The organism is Streptomyces sp. NPDC003379, from assembly GCF_053589195.1.
In genome coordinates this window covers 1-15,753 of record NZ_JBSFRK010000062.1, presented here as the reverse complement: position 1 = coordinate 15,753, position 15,753 = coordinate 1, and the positions used below count along the sequence as shown (strand labels likewise).

At 72.2% G+C, this 15,753-nt stretch carries 13 protein-coding genes and 2 pseudogenes; 11 read left to right on the top strand and 4 right to left on the bottom strand.

Annotated elements, in window-relative coordinates; genetic code table 11:
• The first annotated feature begins 68 nt into the window (after nt 1-68).
• Entirely contained in the window at nt 69-485 is a 417-nt protein-coding gene (locus tag ACWDVB_RS36430; RefSeq protein ID WP_451518643.1) for a hypothetical protein, read from the top strand.
• Nucleotides 486-525: 40 nt separating this feature from the next.
• Here ACWDVB_RS36430 and ACWDVB_RS36425 read toward each other — a convergent pair whose 3' ends face one another.
• Both ACWDVB_RS36425 and ACWDVB_RS36420 read right to left on the bottom strand, forming a co-directional pair.
• Nucleotides 526-1,377, bottom strand: coding sequence for a helix-turn-helix domain-containing protein (locus tag ACWDVB_RS36425; protein ID WP_451518644.1), 852 nt, complete (start codon nt 1,375-1,377; stop codon nt 526-528).
• Nucleotides 1,374-1,535: a hypothetical protein gene (locus ACWDVB_RS36420; RefSeq protein WP_451518645.1), complete on the bottom strand. Its 162-nt coding sequence runs from the start codon at nt 1,533-1,535 to the stop codon at nt 1,374-1,376. Before ACWDVB_RS36420 ends, ACWDVB_RS36425 begins: the two co-directional genes overlap by 4 nt.
• Before the next feature lie 173 nt (nt 1,536-1,708).
• Here ACWDVB_RS36420 and ACWDVB_RS36415 point away from each other — a divergent pair, with 173 nt between their 5' ends.
• Nucleotides 1,709-3,196, top strand: a complete 1,488-nt coding sequence (locus tag ACWDVB_RS36415) for a beta-ketoacyl [acyl carrier protein] synthase domain-containing protein (protein WP_451518646.1) — start codon at nt 1,709-1,711, stop codon at nt 3,194-3,196.
• 61 nt (nt 3,197-3,257) lie between these two features.
• Here ACWDVB_RS36415 and ACWDVB_RS36410 read toward each other — a convergent pair whose 3' ends face one another.
• The gene (locus ACWDVB_RS36410; protein ID WP_451518647.1) at nt 3,258-4,094 is read right to left on the bottom strand and encodes an SDR family NAD(P)-dependent oxidoreductase; all 837 of its coding nucleotides are present in this window, start codon (nt 4,092-4,094) and stop codon (nt 3,258-3,260) included.
• A gap of 299 nt (nt 4,095-4,393) precedes the next feature.
• On the opposite strand from ACWDVB_RS36410, the gene ACWDVB_RS36405 reads away from it, so the two are divergent.
• From ACWDVB_RS36405 to ACWDVB_RS36380, 6 genes and pseudogenes are all read left to right on the top strand, one after another.
• Complete coding sequence (locus ACWDVB_RS36405) at nt 4,394-5,359, top strand: 3-oxoacyl-ACP synthase III family protein (protein WP_451518648.1); 966 nt, start codon at nt 4,394-4,396, stop codon at nt 5,357-5,359.
• A gap of 48 nt (nt 5,360-5,407) precedes the next feature.
• A complete protein-coding gene (locus tag ACWDVB_RS36400) occupies nt 5,408-5,683 on the top strand; it encodes an acyl carrier protein (protein ID WP_451518649.1) in 276 nt (91 codons plus the stop codon).
• A pseudogene (locus ACWDVB_RS36395) lies at nt 5,680-6,910 on the top strand (beta-ketoacyl-[acyl-carrier-protein] synthase family protein). The gene ACWDVB_RS36400 and the pseudogene ACWDVB_RS36395 overlap by 4 nt, the downstream one beginning before the upstream one ends.
• Nucleotides 6,911-7,006: 96 nt before the next feature.
• Nucleotides 7,007-7,312 (top strand): 4a-hydroxytetrahydrobiopterin dehydratase, encoded by a 306-nt coding sequence (locus ACWDVB_RS36390; RefSeq protein ID WP_451518666.1) that lies wholly within the window; start codon nt 7,007-7,009, stop codon nt 7,310-7,312.
• An 8-nt stretch (nt 7,313-7,320) separates the two neighbouring features.
• Nucleotides 7,321-8,061 carry a class I SAM-dependent methyltransferase gene (locus tag ACWDVB_RS36385; RefSeq protein WP_451518650.1) on the top strand — a complete coding sequence of 247 codons (741 nt, stop codon included), beginning with the start codon at nt 7,321-7,323 and terminating at the stop codon, nt 8,059-8,061.
• A gap of 120 nt (nt 8,062-8,181) precedes the next feature.
• Complete coding sequence (locus ACWDVB_RS36380) at nt 8,182-9,129, top strand: class I SAM-dependent methyltransferase (RefSeq protein ID WP_451518651.1); 948 nt, start codon at nt 8,182-8,184, stop codon at nt 9,127-9,129.
• 3 nt (nt 9,130-9,132) lie between these two features.
• Here the strand turns inward: ACWDVB_RS36380 and ACWDVB_RS36375 are convergent, their stop codons facing one another.
• Nucleotides 9,133-10,785: a glycosyltransferase family 39 protein gene (locus ACWDVB_RS36375; protein WP_451518652.1), complete on the bottom strand. Its 1,653-nt coding sequence runs from the start codon at nt 10,783-10,785 to the stop codon at nt 9,133-9,135.
• 54 nt (nt 10,786-10,839) lie between these two features.
• Between ACWDVB_RS36375 and ACWDVB_RS36370 the strand changes: the two genes are divergently transcribed.
• The 3 genes and pseudogenes from ACWDVB_RS36370 to ACWDVB_RS36360 all read left to right on the top strand — a co-directional run.
• On the top strand, nt 10,840-14,673 hold the full coding sequence (locus tag ACWDVB_RS36370) for an nSTAND1 domain-containing NTPase (RefSeq protein ID WP_451518653.1): 3,834 nt from the start codon (nt 10,840-10,842) through the stop codon (nt 14,671-14,673).
• Between the two features lie 57 nt (nt 14,674-14,730).
• Complete coding sequence (locus ACWDVB_RS36365) at nt 14,731-15,096, top strand: CU044_2847 family protein (protein WP_451518654.1); 366 nt, start codon at nt 14,731-14,733, stop codon at nt 15,094-15,096.
• A 216-nt stretch (nt 15,097-15,312) separates the two neighbouring features.
• A pseudogene (locus tag ACWDVB_RS36360) lies at nt 15,313-15,753 on the top strand (hypothetical protein); the annotation flags it as partial.

Sequence of the window (15,753 nt, the reverse complement as noted above, 5' to 3'; positions counted from 1 at the left end):
GCACCGCGTACCGGCTCATTCGCCACCGTCCGAGACCGCTCTTCCCCGCCGCTTGGAGGCAGCCCGCCATGACGACCTACCAGCTCACCGCTCTGGCCCGCACCACCGACCCGACCACCATGCTGCGCCGCTTCCTCGGCCTCGACGCGGTCGTGACCGCTAGCAACGGTCTCGCGTACGTCGCCGCCTCCGGACCCCTCGGAAGCTTCCTCGGCGTCGACTCAGGGCTGCTGCTCGGCCTCGGCGTCTTCCTCACCCTTTACGGCGCGGGCGTCGGCTACCTGGCCGCCCGCAAGAGCCCGCCGACGCTCGGCGTGCGCGCGGTGATCGAGGGCAACGCCGCCTGGGCGGTGCTCAGCGTCGTCGCCCTCGTCGCCTGGCTCTCGCCGAGCACGGCCGGAGCGGTCTGGATCCCGATGCAGGCCGTCACCGTCGGCGGCTTCGCCGCCCTGCAGTACGCGGCGCTGCGCGCGCTGCGGGCCTAGCCGCCGGGCGTTGGCGCTCCTTGCGGGCCCTGGGGGTCCGCTAGCCCATCTGGGTCTGAAGGTACTTGACCGTCGCCGGGTCGGCCGGGAGCAGCGTCTCGATGGCCAGCTCGGCGACCGTCACGTCCATCGGGGTGTTGAACGTGGAGATCGACGAGATGAAGGACAGGACGTGCCCGTCGTGCTCGATCCGCAGGGGCAGCGCGAAGTACGGCACGTCCGTCCCGGCGTCGAAGGCGTCCACCCCCGGGTCCTCCACCGGATACGCGGCCACCTCCTCGTACACCGCCCGCAGGGCGTCCGAGCGCTGCAGCGCGATCTGCCGCTCCATCTGGTGCAGCAGATGACCGCGCCACTCCCGCAGATTGCGGATCCTGCGGGCGAGGCCCTCCGGGTGGAGGGTGAGCCGCATCGCGTTCAGGGGCGGGGCGAGGAGGCGCTCCGGGATGCCGTCGAGGATCATCGCGATGCCGCGGTTCGCCGCGATGACGTCGTACGCCGCGTCGACGACCAGCGCCGGATAGGGCTCGTAGCCGGTCAGGAGCTGTTCGAGGCCCTCGCGCAGGGTGCCCATCGAGGGGTCCTCCAGCGGGGTCTCGCGGAAGCGGGGCGCGTAACCGGCCGCGAGCAGCAGGGAGTTGCGGTCCCTCACCGGCACGTCGAGGTGGTCGGCGAGGCGCAGCACGAGCTCCTCGCTGGGGCGTGAGCGGCCCGTCTCGACGAAGCTGATGTGCCGCGCGGACGAGTCGGCGCGCAGGGCCAGCTCAAGCTGGCTGACGCGCCGCCGCTCCCGCCAGCCGCGCAGCAGCGGGCCCACTCCGGTCCCGTTCCCCTTGGCGTTCCCCTTGGCCTTGTCTTTGGTGTTCCCCTTGGCGGGCGCGGCGGTTGTCATACGTAGACGGTAATCGAACTCCCCGCGGCTTCGGAGAGCGCCGACCTCCCGCGGCTCATGGGCTTGTTCGGCATCACGGAGCAGACCGCCACGCGGTACGTCACCACCGCCCGCTCCTTGCGGTCGTCCAGCCACCCGGGTCGCGTACTGCTTGTCATACAAATCCCTCGTCAGGGGGACGCGCATTTGCTGGTGATGGCGTACGGACCACTACGCTCCGTGGCGGTTGTCCGAATGTCAGCTCAATGGCTGTCCGGTATGACTCTCGCATCAATCCCTTCTTCAGGGATTTTCCGCGGGTTCATCCACGGCGGCGCTCCGGAGGCGTGTGATGCCCGAGCAGAACGTATGCCCGCAAGAAGAACCCTTGGCGATCGTGGGTGCCGCATGCCGGTTGCCGGGGGGTGTCAACGATTTGCAGAGCCTCTGGTCGGTGCTCGAACAGGGTCGCGACCTGGTGACCGAGGCGCCGCCCGAGCGTTTCGAGAGCGACCGGTTCCTCGACCGGCGCGGAAGGCCGGGTAAGACGCGCACCACGGCCGGCGGGTTCCTGGAGAATATCGCGGATTTCGACGCCGACTTCTTCGATATCGCGCCCCGCGAGGCATCCAGGATGGACCCCCGGCAGCGACTGCTGCTGGAAATGACGGTGGAAGCCCTGGACGACGCCGGGATTTCGCGGGAAGCGCTCGCCGGGTCGGACACGGGGGTGTTCATCGGTGTTTCCGGGCAGGACTACCTCGATCTGCAGACGGCCCGTATCGACACCGTGAACCCTTACACGATGACGGGGGGAAGCGGGGCTGTCACCGCCAACCGCATCTCCTACGTGCTGGACTGGCACGGCGAGAGCGTGGCAGTGGACACCGCCTGCTCCTCGGCGCTGACCGCGGTCCACCAGGCCTGTGAGTATCTGCGGTCCGGCCGGGGCCGCGCGGTGCTGGCCGGTAGCGCCCACGTCCTGCTCAACCCGTCCGCCTACGTCGGGTTTTCGACCGCCTCCATGCTTTCGCCCGCCGGACGTTGCCGCACCTTCTCCAACGGGGCCGACGGCTATGTCCGGGCCGAGGGTGGCGGGGTGGTCCTGCTCAAGCGTCTGAGCGACGCGCTGGCCGACGGTGACCGCGTGCACGGCACGATTCTCGCCTCCGGTGCCAACAGTGACGGGCGCACGGCCGGTCTGGCCCTGCCCAGCGATGCCGCGCAGGAGGCGCTGTTGCGCGCGGTCCACGCACGTGCCGGTATCGGTGCCGACGACCTGGCATACCTGGAGATGCACGGGACGGGCACGTCCGCGGGGGACCAGGCCGAATGCCGGGCCGTAGGGTGGGCCTTGGGCGCGCTCCGCACGTGCGGGCCGCTGCCTGTCGGCTCGGTGAAATCCAACCTTGGGCAACCGCTCCTGTGCCCGCAGGTCGGGCACGGCGCAGCTGAATCCGACCGGTGCCTCGCTCAGCCGCGGATCGGGCGCGGCAGTCGACCGTCCGGCGCACAGACCCTCGAAAGTTTTCCAGCGACCGTAGCCGGCGGGAGTGACGAGGCCGATACCGGTGACCGCGATCGCCGCACGTTTCATGAGACGGGTGCGGCGCCGGCATCCACCGGGCCGTCCTGGCGCCGCAGGTGGTCCAGGACCTGGTCGACGGTGCTGTCCGGTGTGCACTCCAGCAGACCGGTGCTTTCGGTGAGGTCCATGCAGACGGCCAGCTCCAGCAACTCCACCGAATCCAGCCCCAGAGTCCTGAAGCTCATGTCGTGGCTGACCGATTCCGGTTCGATGTCGAACCTGGAGTGCAGGAGGTCCAGCATGTCGGCGTAGTGATCTCGCACGTTCGTTTCCTGCTTCTTCCTGTCGTGTTTCTTTCGGGCGGGCCGACTTCTCAGCGCAGCCCGGTGAAGGCCCGCAGGTAGCGGTCCATGGTCCACTGCGGTGTGAAGAGGGCGAGCCTGGTCAGGGGGGTTTCCTTGCCGACCAGGTAGCGGGCGCGCGGGCGCCGGGACTCCAGCGCACGGCAGATCACCCGGGCCACGTCGTCGGCCGGACGGAAGGGCCGCAGCCGACGCAGCCGGCGCAGGGTTTCGGCGTAGGCGTCGGAGTAGGCCGAATCCTTCATCTCGCCGAGTTCGGACAGGCGACGTTCACCCTCGGGGACCATGGCAGTCTCGTGGAAACCCGGTTCGACCAAGGAGACATGCACACCATCGCGTGCGGTCTCCATGCGCAGCGAGTCACTCAGGGCCTCCACCCCGTGCTTGCTCGCCGCGTACCAGCCGTTGAAGGGCGAGGCCACGAGACCGGCGTGCGAGGTGACGTTGACGATCCGTCCGGCGCCCCGTCGACGCATCGCGGGCAGCACCAACCGGCAGATCCTGATGGGAGCCAGCAGGTTGACCTCCAGAACGTGACGGGCCTGTCGGCAGTCGACGTCCTCCACCGCACCCAACAGTTCGACGCCGGCGTTGTTCACCACGGCCCACGGGCCGCCGTCCGTCATGTCACCGATGGCGGCGAACACCTCCTCGCACGCCGCCTCGTCCGCCACCTCCAGTACGACGGTCCTCAGCGAACGGCCGCGTTCAAGCGCGGCCGTGACCAAGCTTTCGGCCTTCGCGTCGCTGCGGACGGTTCCGATGACGTCGTAGCCGCGACCGGACAGTTCGAGGGCTGTTGCCCTGCCGATGCCGCTGCTGGCACCGGTGACGACCACACTGCGCACGAAAAGGCCCCCTGAGGAAGGAAGTTAAGGAGAACGGCGGAATACGGGCGGCTCGTAGGAAGAGCGCACCGGCCGCGCACACTATTGCCTACGGGATGAGCCGCTGCCCACACCGCTCCCTCTTTCGAGGGAAGGAGTTTCTCGAAGGTGGAAATCTTTCGGTCGAAAACAGGGCACTGCGCCCATGAATTGGATAATAGGAATTTAGAGGGATCTCGCTATCTGTTTTACTGTCCCGGCTCATACGGACCACCGGGACAGGATCCATGACGTACTCCCCCCACAGCAGGGTCGCCGGCGTGGCCGCTCATCTTCCCGGCAGGCGGATGACCATCGCGGAAGTGGAAGAGGAGGTCGTGCGCCACAGCCCGGCCTTCGAGGTGCCGCGAGGCATGATCGGGCGGCTCACCGGTGTCGAGAACCGGTATGTCCGCCCGTCCGACTGGGAGGCGTCGGACCTGGCGGTGGCGGCTGCCGACAAGGCGCTGGACCGCGCGGGCCGCACGATCGGCGAGATCGATCTGTTGATTTTCGCGGCCATGAGCGCAGAGGTGCTGGAACCCGCCACCGCCCATATCGTCGCGGACAAGCTGCGGGCGAGCTGTCCGGTGTTCGACGTGAAGAACGCCTGCAACAGCTTCCTGAACGCCATGCAGGTCGCCGACGCGCTCATCCGCTCGGGCGCCCACCGGCGCGTGCTGGTCTGCTGCGGAGAGACACCTACGCAGTTCCAGCAGACGTCCGTGGCGACCGCACAGGAATTCGTGGAATCCATCGTCGGCTACACCCTTTCCGACGCCGGGGCCGCGGTGGTCCTGGAAGGGGCGGCTGGGCCGGGAATTATCGGCAGCCGGTTCCTCGCCGCCTCCTCGGCGTGGAAAGAGGGTGTGCTGCCGTTTCCCGGAGCGCCGTCCCCCCGGCAGCGCTCACGCTTTCGGGTGGGTCGCATGACGGAGGCCGTTCGCTCCCTGCGCAGCGATCCGACGCATATCCTGAACGGCCTTGTCGGCTCCGAGCGGGAAGTGGCACTGCTCTGCCTTCACGTCGCAGCGTTCCGTTCAGCAGAGGACTTCCGGCGCGATGTGGGCGTGCCCGAAGACCGGCTGAGCGTCACCATCTCCTCGCACGGAAACACCGCGGCAGCCACCCTGCCACTGCAACTGGCAACCGCCCTGGAGCAAGGCCGGGTCCGGCCCGGAGACATCGTGTTGCTCACAGGTTTCGCCAGCGGTGTCAGCGTGGGTGTGCTCGCCCTGCGCCTATGACTTCACCGTCCACCCGCCTGCCCGCCCGCCTGCTTCACAAGGAAGTCAGTGAGTGCCGTGCGCCCTGCCCGCCATGCCCTGTTCGCCATTCTTACCGGGAAGTTCGCTGTGCCGCTGGGGGAGTTGACCCCCGACACGCGCCTGAGCGACCTGGAGCTGGACTCCCTGGCGGTGGCCGAACTCACCCTCACCCTCCGCGACGAGCTGCACGTGTCCTGCACGGAAGAAGACCTGCCCGCACAAGCCACCCTGCGACAGATCGCGACGACCCTGGACGCCCGACTGGCTCCGAACGCGCTGTCCGCGACAGGCGAGACCGCGTGAACTCCCGAGAGGTCTGCGTCACGGGCACCGGACTGATCACACCCGCCGGTATCGGCACCGCACCCACCTGGCAAGGCGTCTGCGCGGGCGTACCCACCGCCGCGACGCACCCCGGCCTTGAGGGCCTGCCGGTCGACTTCGGCTGCTCCGTGCCCCTCCCGCCGAAGGACGAGGCGACGCTGCTGGACCACCGACATCCGTACCGGCTGGACCGCTTCACCCGGCTTCGCACTGATCGCGGTGCGGGAGGCGGTCGCCGACGCGGGACTGGACACCTCGTCCTGGGACGGTGCGCGCGTGGGCGTCGTTCTGGGCACGGGTCTTGGCGGCGTGTCAGCAAGGGACGCCCAGCACACACGGATGCGGGAGCAGGGAGCGGAGCACGTATCGCCGCTGGTCCACCCGATGTCCCTGGCCAATATGGCCGCCGCCGAGATCGCGATGGCGCTTCGGGTGCGCGGCCCCAGTCTGACGACGGTGACGGCCTGTGCGGCGGGAGCGGACGCCCTGGTCGCCGCGCGGTCCTGGCTGATGGAGGATCGCTGCGACATCGTGCTGGCCGGCGGCGCCGAGGCTGCCCTGAACCCGCTGATCGTCGCCGGATTCCACGCCATGGGCGCGCTGTCCGCCCGCCGCCAGGACCCGGCCACCGCCTCCCGGCCCTTCGGCGCCGACCGGGACGGATTTGTCATCGCCGAAGCAGCCGGAATGCTGGTCCTCGAACGCCCGGCCGACGCCCGCGCCCGCCGCGCCGTACCCCGCGCCGTCCTGACCGACTGCGCTTCAAGCACCGACGCCCACCACCCCACCGCGCCGCACCCACAAGGCGCGGGAATCCGCCAGGCGATCCGCCTCGCCCTGGCCGACGCCGACCTGACCCCGTCGGACGTGGACCACGTCAACGCCCATGGCACAGCCACCAAGCAGGGAGACGCCACAGAGGCCGCCGCCATCGCGGCGGTGCTCCCGCACGGGCCGAGCGTCACCTCCGCGAAGGGCGCGCTCGGTCACTGCCTGGGTGCGGCCGGAGCGGTGGAAGCCGTCCTGACCGTGCTGACCCTGCGGAACGGCCTCGTCCCGCCCACAGCCAACGTCGACACCGCAGACCCGATATTCGCCATCGACCTGGTGACTCGAGTTCCACGGCAGCAACATGCGGCGATTGCCCTCAGCAACTCCGTCGGCTTCGGCGGCCACAACACCACTCTCGTCTTCCAACACGCCTGATAACGGCTTGCGGGTTCTCCGGGACTGGTGCGCTTCGGGCTGTGGCAAGGTGAGACCGACCCCGTGGAAGGAGCCTCGCCCATGTCCCCCGAACCGCTGTCCCGCGAACCGCTCTCGCAGAAGGAGATCGAGGACCGCCTCGCCGAGCTGCCCGGCTGGTCCCTCGACGGTGGGAAGATCACCCGCTCGTACCGGCTCGGCTCGCATTTCGCGGCGACCGGTCTCGTCGTGCACATCGCCCAGACGCAGGACGAGCTCGACCACCACTCGGATCTGACACTCGGCTACAACACCGTCGCCGTGTCCGTGCAGACGCACAGCGCGGGCGGCGCGCTCACCGCCCTCGACTTCGAACTGGCCCGCCGTGTCGAGGCGTTGGCCCCGGGGCACGGCGCGGAGTGAGCGCGGGCATGCTCGACTACAGCAAGGAAGCCGACCGCTACGACGCCTCGCGCGGCGGTGAGCCCCGTGCGGCGGCCGCCGCGGAGGCCGTCCTCGGCCTGGTGCCTCCCGACGCCCGCAGCCTCCTCGACGTCGCCTGCGGCACCGGCCTGGTCACCCGCCGCCTCGCCGCGCGTGCCGGTCTGTGCGTGACGGGAGTGGACGCGGCGCCCCGCATGGCCCGGATGGCGGCGGCCCGGGTGCCGGGCGCCATTGTTCTCGGCGACAGTCGCCAACTTCCCTTCCCGGACGGGGCGTTCGAAGCCGTGAGTACGGTGTGGCTGCTGCATCTCCTCCCCGGGCCCGAGGAGACGGCGTCGGTCGTCGCCGAGTGCGCGCGGGTGTTGCGGCCCGGCGGCGTCTACGTCACCACCGTCGACAAGGCCGCCTCGCACGACGCGGGCAGCGACATCGACGCCGTGCTCGCCCCGCGCCCCGTGCGTTCCGCCGTCGACCGCGCCGAGGCCGTCGCGGCGTACGCGGCCGAACACGGCATGGCGCCGGCCGGCCGGTCCCGGTTCGTCGGCCACGGCCAGGGCCGCACCCCGCGCTCCACGGTCGACGACCTCCACCGGGGCTGGTTCACGCAGGTCCCGCCCGACGGGCCGCTGGCCGCGCGCCTCGCGGCCGGGCTCGCCGCGCTGCCGGACCAGGACGTGCCGCGCCCCGATCCGTTCTTCAGCCTGCGGGCGTTCCGCAAACGGGGCTGAGGCTTCCTCTTGCCGTAACGGCAACATGGGTCGTCGAAAACCGGGAAGGGGGCGCAGGCTGTCACTGTTCTCCACAACGAGGGCGGAGAACAGGAACCGGAACCGGAAGGCGGCAGAGTGATGGGGCAGCACCACGCGCACGGACAGGGCCAGGACCAGGGGCATGGCCACGGGCATGGCCACGGGCATGGCCACGGGCACGGGCACGGTCATGGCGGCGAGGACATGGACTGGGCCGCCATGGGAGCCATGCTGGAACGGTACGCGGAGGTCGCCGCCCCCATGTACGGCGAGGTGGCCGCCTGGCTGCGCCACTGGGTGCCGGAACCCGGCGTCGTCGTCGACGTCGGCAGCGGCCCCGGCGCCATCTCCTTCCAGCTGGCCGAGGCATTCCCCAAGGCGCGCGTCGTCGCGGCGGACCCCGAGGAACCCCTCTTGGAGCGGGCCCGCGACCGCGCCGCCCGCGAGGGGCTGGCCGACCGCTTCGACACGGTGCGCGCGGCGCTCCCGGACGCCATCGACGACGTACCGACCGCCGACCTCCTGTGGCTGTGCAAGTCCCTGCACCACGTCGGCGACCAGGGCGCCGCGCTCGCCGCCCTCGCCGACCGCCTCGCACCGGGCGGCGCGATCGCCCTCCTGGAAGGCGGCCTCGGCGCCCGCTACCTCCCCCGCGACATCGGCTTCGGCCGCCCCGGGCTCCTCTCCCGCCTCGAAGCCTCCGACGAGGAGTGGTTCGCCCAGATGCGCACCGGCCTGCCGCACTCGAAGGACGCGGCGGAGGACTGGCCGGCGCTCCTCACCGGCGCGGGCCTGCGCCACGTGGCCACCCGCAGCTTCCTCCTCGACCTGCCGGCCCCGCTCTCCGACACGGCCCGCGCCCATGTCCTCGAAGAGTTCACCCGCCGCCGCGAGATGCACGAGGGCCGCGTCACCCCCGAGGACCTCACCACGATCGACCGCCTCCTGGACAAGGACGACCCCCAGAGCCTGCACCACCGCGAGGACCTGTTCCTCCTGACGGCGCAGACGGTGCATGTGGCGGTCAAGGACCACGCCGCCGTATAGGGCTCAGCAGCGGCCGGGGCGCGCGTAGAGGGTGACGCGCGCGCCCCGGCCGCTCCAGGACCGGCACTTCTCGAAGCGGCTCCCGATGACGTTCCGCTTCACGGTCTCCCGCGCGATCCGGTCGTCCGTCCTGCCCGAGGGATCGGTGACGAGCACGATCCGCGGCTCCGCGCGCATACGACCGCGGATGACGTCGGCGGGAACCTCCGTGCCGTACAGGGTGTCCGAGTCGACCGGACTCCGGTCCAGGGCGATGTCCCGCAGACCCGAGACGGCTCCGGGCGCGGCCAGCGACCACACTCTGCGGCGCAGCGGCATGTACACCACGGCGTCGCCCTCCCGACCGACGGCGCGGATGGCGTGCGCGGCGGCGACGGAGTCGTCGAGACGGCCCGCCGGCGTACGCAGGTTCAGCGCGACGGGAAGCAACGCGGCAAGAGCCGCGCCGGCCGCGACCACCGCCACGGCGACGACCCCTCGACCGCCGGACAGGGCCCGGTCCAGCAGCGCCCCGATGAGAAGGGCGACACCGGCCATGCCATACATGACGTACCGCTCCGTGAACAGCGGCTTGAGCGGGGCGAGCAGCATGAGCAGCGAGACGGGTACGACGAGCAGGGCCAGGGCCGGACGGACGAGAGCGGGCCACCGCCCCTCGTCCGGCGCCGACATCCTGAGCAGCACGGCACAGCACACCCCGAGGGCGCACAGCCCGGCGGCACCGGCGTACGCGGCCGAGTCGAAGTGCAGCCAATCCACTTGCGCCTGCTGCCGCTGACTCAGCACGACCAGCGGAGCCACCCCCACCACCACGCCCCCGGCAGCCGCGACCCACGCCCGACGTGCCGCACCGGGCACCGTCACCGCGTGCGCGGGCAGGGCGAACACCGCGAACTCGTGGAGCAGGCAGGCGAGCAGCATCAGCGCGCCGTAGCCGCACCACAGCCGCCGCGCACGTCGCCCGCGCCGCCCGCGCGGTGCCTGGACCGCGACCACCAGGAGATACGTCGCCCAGACGACCAGCGCGCACACCATCGCGTACGAACGCCCCTCCTGCGCCTGACGCTGCACCGACGGCAGCACCGCGAAGACCACCCCGGCGAGCAGCCCCGCCCGGGGCCCGGCGAGTCGCCACCCGAGCAGTGCCACGCCGACGGTCGCCGCTCCCATGGCGAGGACCGAGGGAACGCGCAGCACGAGCAGCGGGTCCGCGTCGTGGAAGAGCGGGAAGAGCTGGGAGAGCCGGAAGAGTCCGTGCATGAGCAGGTAGTAGAGGCCGTGGACGGCGTCCGCGTTCCCCAGCGTCCGCCAGAGGTCGGTCGGGGCGCGGTGGGCGACGTCGTACGTCACCACCTCGTCCCGCCACATGCTGCCCTGGCGGCGCAACCCCCAGAACCCGAGCGCCAGGGTCAGGAGCAGACCGGGCGCAACGGTGGGGCCCGGGCGGCCGCGCGAGGGGGCGGGCGGGGCGGACCCGCCGGGAGGAGTGGAGGGGGCGGGCTCGACGTACTGATCGGCTTCGGCGGTGATGGCGGGCTCCCCGTACGTGCGCTGCGGAACGAATGGCTGACTGCTCCGGGCCCCAAGGCGGGCCGGAAAGGCCGAGTTCAGCGGGCCGGGGATTGATGGGCAGCCCTGTTCCGGCGCACCGATCAATTGCTAGCGTGGCCCGGACCTTGAGCGGGGGACGCGAGGGAGGGGCGGGGCGCGGTGGGGCGTCGTGAGAAGCTGCTGGAGCCGACGGCGGGACCGGTGCAGCGTTTCGCGTACGACCTGCGCAAGCTCCGCGTCGACGCGGGCAGCCCCACCTACCGCGCGATGGCACAGCGCGTCCCCTACTCCGCGCCCACCCTCTCCGCGGCCGCCGCGGGCACCCGGCTGCCCTCCCTCCCCGTGCTGCGCGCCTACGTGTCGGCCTGCGAGGGCGATGCCGACGCGTGGGAGCGGCGCTGGTACGAGGCGGTCGCGGAGGACGCCGCACGCGACCCGGACGACGGGGAGTCGCCCTACCCCGGACTCGCCCGCTTCGGCGCCGACGACCGGGCCCGCTTCCACGGCCGCGACGACCTGGTCGCCGAACTGGCGGGCCTCATCGGGCGCCGCCGGGTGGCGGCGGTGATCGGGGCCTCGGGCAGCGGCAAGTCGTCGCTGCTGCGCGCCGGACTGATCCCGGCGTTACGGGAGTCGGCGGGCCCCGCGCGGCCCGCCGCGATCCGCGTCCTGACGCCGGGCGACCGCCCTTCCCGCACGCACCGCGACCTCTTCACCCCGGCGGACGGGGTCGCCGACACCCTTCTCGTCGTCGACCAGTTCGAGGAGGTCTTCTCGCTCTGCCACGACACGGACGAACGGGACGCGTTCCTCCCCCTTCTGCTCACCGCGCGCGACCCGGAGAGCCGTCTCCGGGTCGTCCTCGCCGTGCGCGCCGACTTCTACGGCCGCTGCGCCGAGCACGGCCCCCTCGCGGAGGCGCTCGGCGACGCGAACCTCCTCGTCGGTCCGATGCCGCCGCGCCGGCTGCGCGAGGCCATCGTGCGACCTGCGGCCGCCGAAGGACTCGTCGTGGAACGGGCGTTGACCGCGAAGATCGTCGCCGACTGCGCCGGCGAGCCGGGCGGCCTGCCGCTCATGGCGCACGCGCTGCGCGAGGTGTGGCGGCGGCGCAACGGAAAGACGCTGACGGAAGCGGCGTATGACGCGATCGGAGGAGTGCGCGGCGCCGTCGCGCACACCGCCGAGGACGTGTACGGGCGCCTGGACGAGACGGAGGCCGCGACGGCGCGGTCGCTGCTGCTGCGGATGGTGACACCGGGCGACGGCACGCAGGACACGCGACGCCCCGTCGACCGGGCTGAACTGCCGGCCGGCTGCGACGCGGTTCTGGAACGCCTCGTCGCGGCCCGCCTGTTGACGGTCGACAGCGCGGCGGTCGACGGCACAGCGGTTGACAGCACGGTGGTCGACCTCGCCCACGAGGCGCTGCTCACCGCGTGGCCACGGTTGCGCGGCTGGATCGACGCGGAACGGGAGCGGCTGCGGTTGCACCGGGCGCTGACGGAGGCGGCGCGCGGCTGGGAGGAGCTGGGGCGGGACCCCGGGGCGCTGTACCGGGGGACACGGCTGACGCAGGCGAGGGTGGCCTTCGCCGGGGCGGACGGGCACGCCTCGGCCGGGGGATGGGAACTGACGCCCGGGGAGCGGGAGTTCCTCGACGTGTCCGTCGACGCGCACGAGCAAGGCGTACGTTCCCGAAGCCGCGCCGTGCGCAGGACCCGCGCCCTCCTGTCCGCCCTCGCCGTGCTGCTCTGCCTCGCGGCGGTCGCCGGCGCCGTCGCCTGGCAGCAGAACCGCGACGGTCAGCGGAAGCGGGACGAGGCGGAAGCGCGTCGCATCGTGGGGGTCGCCCGGACGCTGCGCACCTCCGATCCGGTCACCTCGATGCGGCTGAGCGTGGCGGCCTGGCGGATCGCGGACCTGCCGGAGACACGGGAGGCGGTGCGCGGCGCGGCGGCGCAGCGGGAGCTGGCCGCGCTCTCCGGCGCGGACGGCGGCGACGTCCCGAACGCGCCGCGCGTCCTCAGCGCCGACGGCCGCGTCCTGACAGCCGTGGCGCGGGACCGCGTCACGCAATGGGATCTGCGCCGTGGCCGCCGCATCGGCGTGCGGGAGGTGCCCGGCGTCCACAGTGGATACGCGGACGTCAGCGATGACGGGCACATGATCGCGTACCGAGGTGGGCGACGCGGGTTCGTGGTGTGGGATCTGCGCCGGGGGCGACCGGTTGGTAAGGCGTTCGGGGCGGCCGGGCGGTGGGATGTGGACGGGCGGTTCGGGCCCGGTGGGCGGACGTTCGTCATCCGTCAGAGGGTGCGCGGGGACACCGTCGTACAGGTCTGGGACGTGCGGAAGCAGCGACTGCTGCACGAGACCGGCGCACGCCACGAAGACGGGCCGTTCCCTCGGGTGAGCCCGGACGACCGGCTTCTCGCGACCTGCGCGGAGGCCGGTGGCGGGCTGATCGTGGAGGAGGTGGCCGGCGGGCGGCGGCTGCCCGTCACCTGGTCCAAGGGGTTCGGTAAACAGGCCTGTGGAAGCGACGAGTCCGCGTTCACCTCGGACAGTCGCGGGGTGGCCGTCGCGGCCGCGGGCGGCATCCGGACCCGGGAGCTGGAGCCGGGACGGGAGCGACCCCGCATCAAGCTGCCCGGTGCCGGTGCCGGTGCCGGTGCCGGTGCCGGTGCCGACGCAGACGTGGACGTGGACGTGGACGTACACGTGGACTTCAGCGAGGACGGCGCCCTCGCCGTCACGATGGCGGACGGGAAGATCGCGCTGTGGGCGACCGCGTCCCCTGCCGCCCCTCTGCTCACCCACCCCCTGGACAACCGCAGCGCCACCGACGCCCGCGTCGACGCGGCCGACGGTGTGATCCGTTACCAGGCCGGACAGACCGTACGCACGCTCGACGTACGCGAGGCGCTGTCGGCCGAGCGACTGGAACAACCGCTCGGGTCCGCACGGTTCAGCCCGGACGGGCGCACCCTCGCCGCCACGCAGCGGCGCGGCGACGGCCGGCGGTTCCAGCTGCGGAGGGCGCGCGGAGGCGGGGTGAGCGACTGGCTGCCGGGCGACGTGTGCGCGGACTGCGTGGGCGGCATGGCGTTCTCCGAGGACGGCGGCAGGCTCGTGTACGGGACGGGTGACGGCCGTGGCACGACCGTGCGGCAGTGGAGCCTCACGCGGGGGAGGGAGGTGGGGCGGGCCGCCACCGTGCCGGTGCGGACGCAGAGCATGGCCGTCCCCGCCTCCGACGAAGGCCCCGTCGTCCTCTCGGGGGCGCCGGTCACCGCGCGGGACAACGATGACCGGCAGGTCGAGGTCTGGGAGGTGGGCAGGGGCAGGCGGGGAGAGCGCACGGGAGAGCGCAGGGGAGAGCGCACGGGAGAGCGCATGCGCGCCCTGCACCGGCCCACCGCCGGGATGGCCAACGCCCTGGCGCCCGACGGCCGGACCCTCCTCACGGGGGACGGCGTCCTCGTCGACGTGCGGACGGGGCGCTCATCGCGGGTGCTGCGGGGCGAGGACGATGTGGTCGCCGCGGCCTTCAGCCCCGACGGCCGCCATCTCGCGGCCGTCGACGACGACGGCCGGATCACCCTCTGGAACGCTCGCGGCACCCGTCCCCTCGGCGTGCTTGCCGCCGGCTCCTGGGACGCGGGCGACGACGGCGCCGTGCCCGTCCTGGCCTTCTCCGCCGACGGCCGCCACCTCGCGGCCGGCGCCGCCGACGGCACCGTCCGTGTCTGGGAGACGGACACGCCCCGCCTCGCGGGCGCCGCGTACCCGGCGGCGGACGGACCCGTCCTCGCCGTCGGCTTCGCCGGAAGCGAGGTGCGCGTCGCCACGCCGCACACCGCGAGCCGCCGCCTCCTCGTCGACCCGGGCCGCGCCGCCCGCGACGTATGCGAACGGGTGCGGGGCGGGCTCGGGCGCGAGGCGTGGCACACGTATCTGCCGAACACCGCTTACTGGAAGACCTGTTGACGTTACCTTTCAGGCAGCGGGCGGTAACGCCGATCAAGGCCGGAAGGGAAGCCGTACGTGAGTGAGTTGATGCGCTGGGAGTCCGACCAGGGCCCCGTCGTGGTCGAGGTGGACTCCAGGGATCCCGGGTTCCGGTCGGTGTCGCGGCGCGGGGACGACGGTGAGGTGCATGAGGTCGAGGGGCGGTTCGAGTCGGCGCTGGGGCATGTGCGCGGTGCCGCGCTGTCCGCGCTGCGGACCTTTCGGGAGGGTGCGCTCGACCCCGACGCGATCGAGCTGGAATTCGGCGTCAAGCTCACCGCCGCCGCCGGTGCCGTCATCGCCAAGACGGCGACCGAGGGGCATCTGACCGTCCGGCTGACCTGGTCGCGCGCGGCTCCGGCGCAGGGCGCGGCTCCTTCGCAGGGCGCGCAAGGCGAATAATGGCGGGCATGCACTGGCGTGCCCGCATCGGCACGGCCGACGGCGTACCCCGAGGCGCGGGCGTCCTGGTCGACGGCGCTCGGCTGATCACCTGTGCCCACGTCGCCGAAGGGCTGAGCGAGGTCCGCGTGACGCTGCCCGGCGTCGAGCTGACCAAGCTGCTGTCGGCGTCGGCGTCGGCGTCGGTCCCGGTCCCGCGTCCCGGTGTCCCCGCGCGTGTTCGCGCCACTCGATCTGCTGCGACCGCGCGAGGGACGGAGCGCGCACGAACTGCGCGCCCTCGGTTTCCCCTTCGGTCACGACAAGGACGGCACGCACGTCACCCCGCGCACCAGCGCCGACCGACTGCTCGGCCAGGAGTGGCTGGAGGTCGACGTCGAGCAGGCCCACCCGCAGCGCCTCGGCGAGGGATTCAGCGGCGCCGCCGTCTACGACCCGCGGACCGGCCTCGTCGTGGGCATCGTCACCGACGCGGTGCTCGACGGCGACCAGGAGGGCTACATCGGGCGGATGCTGCCGCCGGACACCATCCGGGGCCACTGGGAGGGACTCGACGCCCTCCTGCCGCGACTGAAGTCGTCCCTGGGGTCCGAGCATCCTGGGTCCGGTCCATGGCAGCGCGGTCGGCCCGCCCGCGCTGACCCCGGAGGGCCGGCG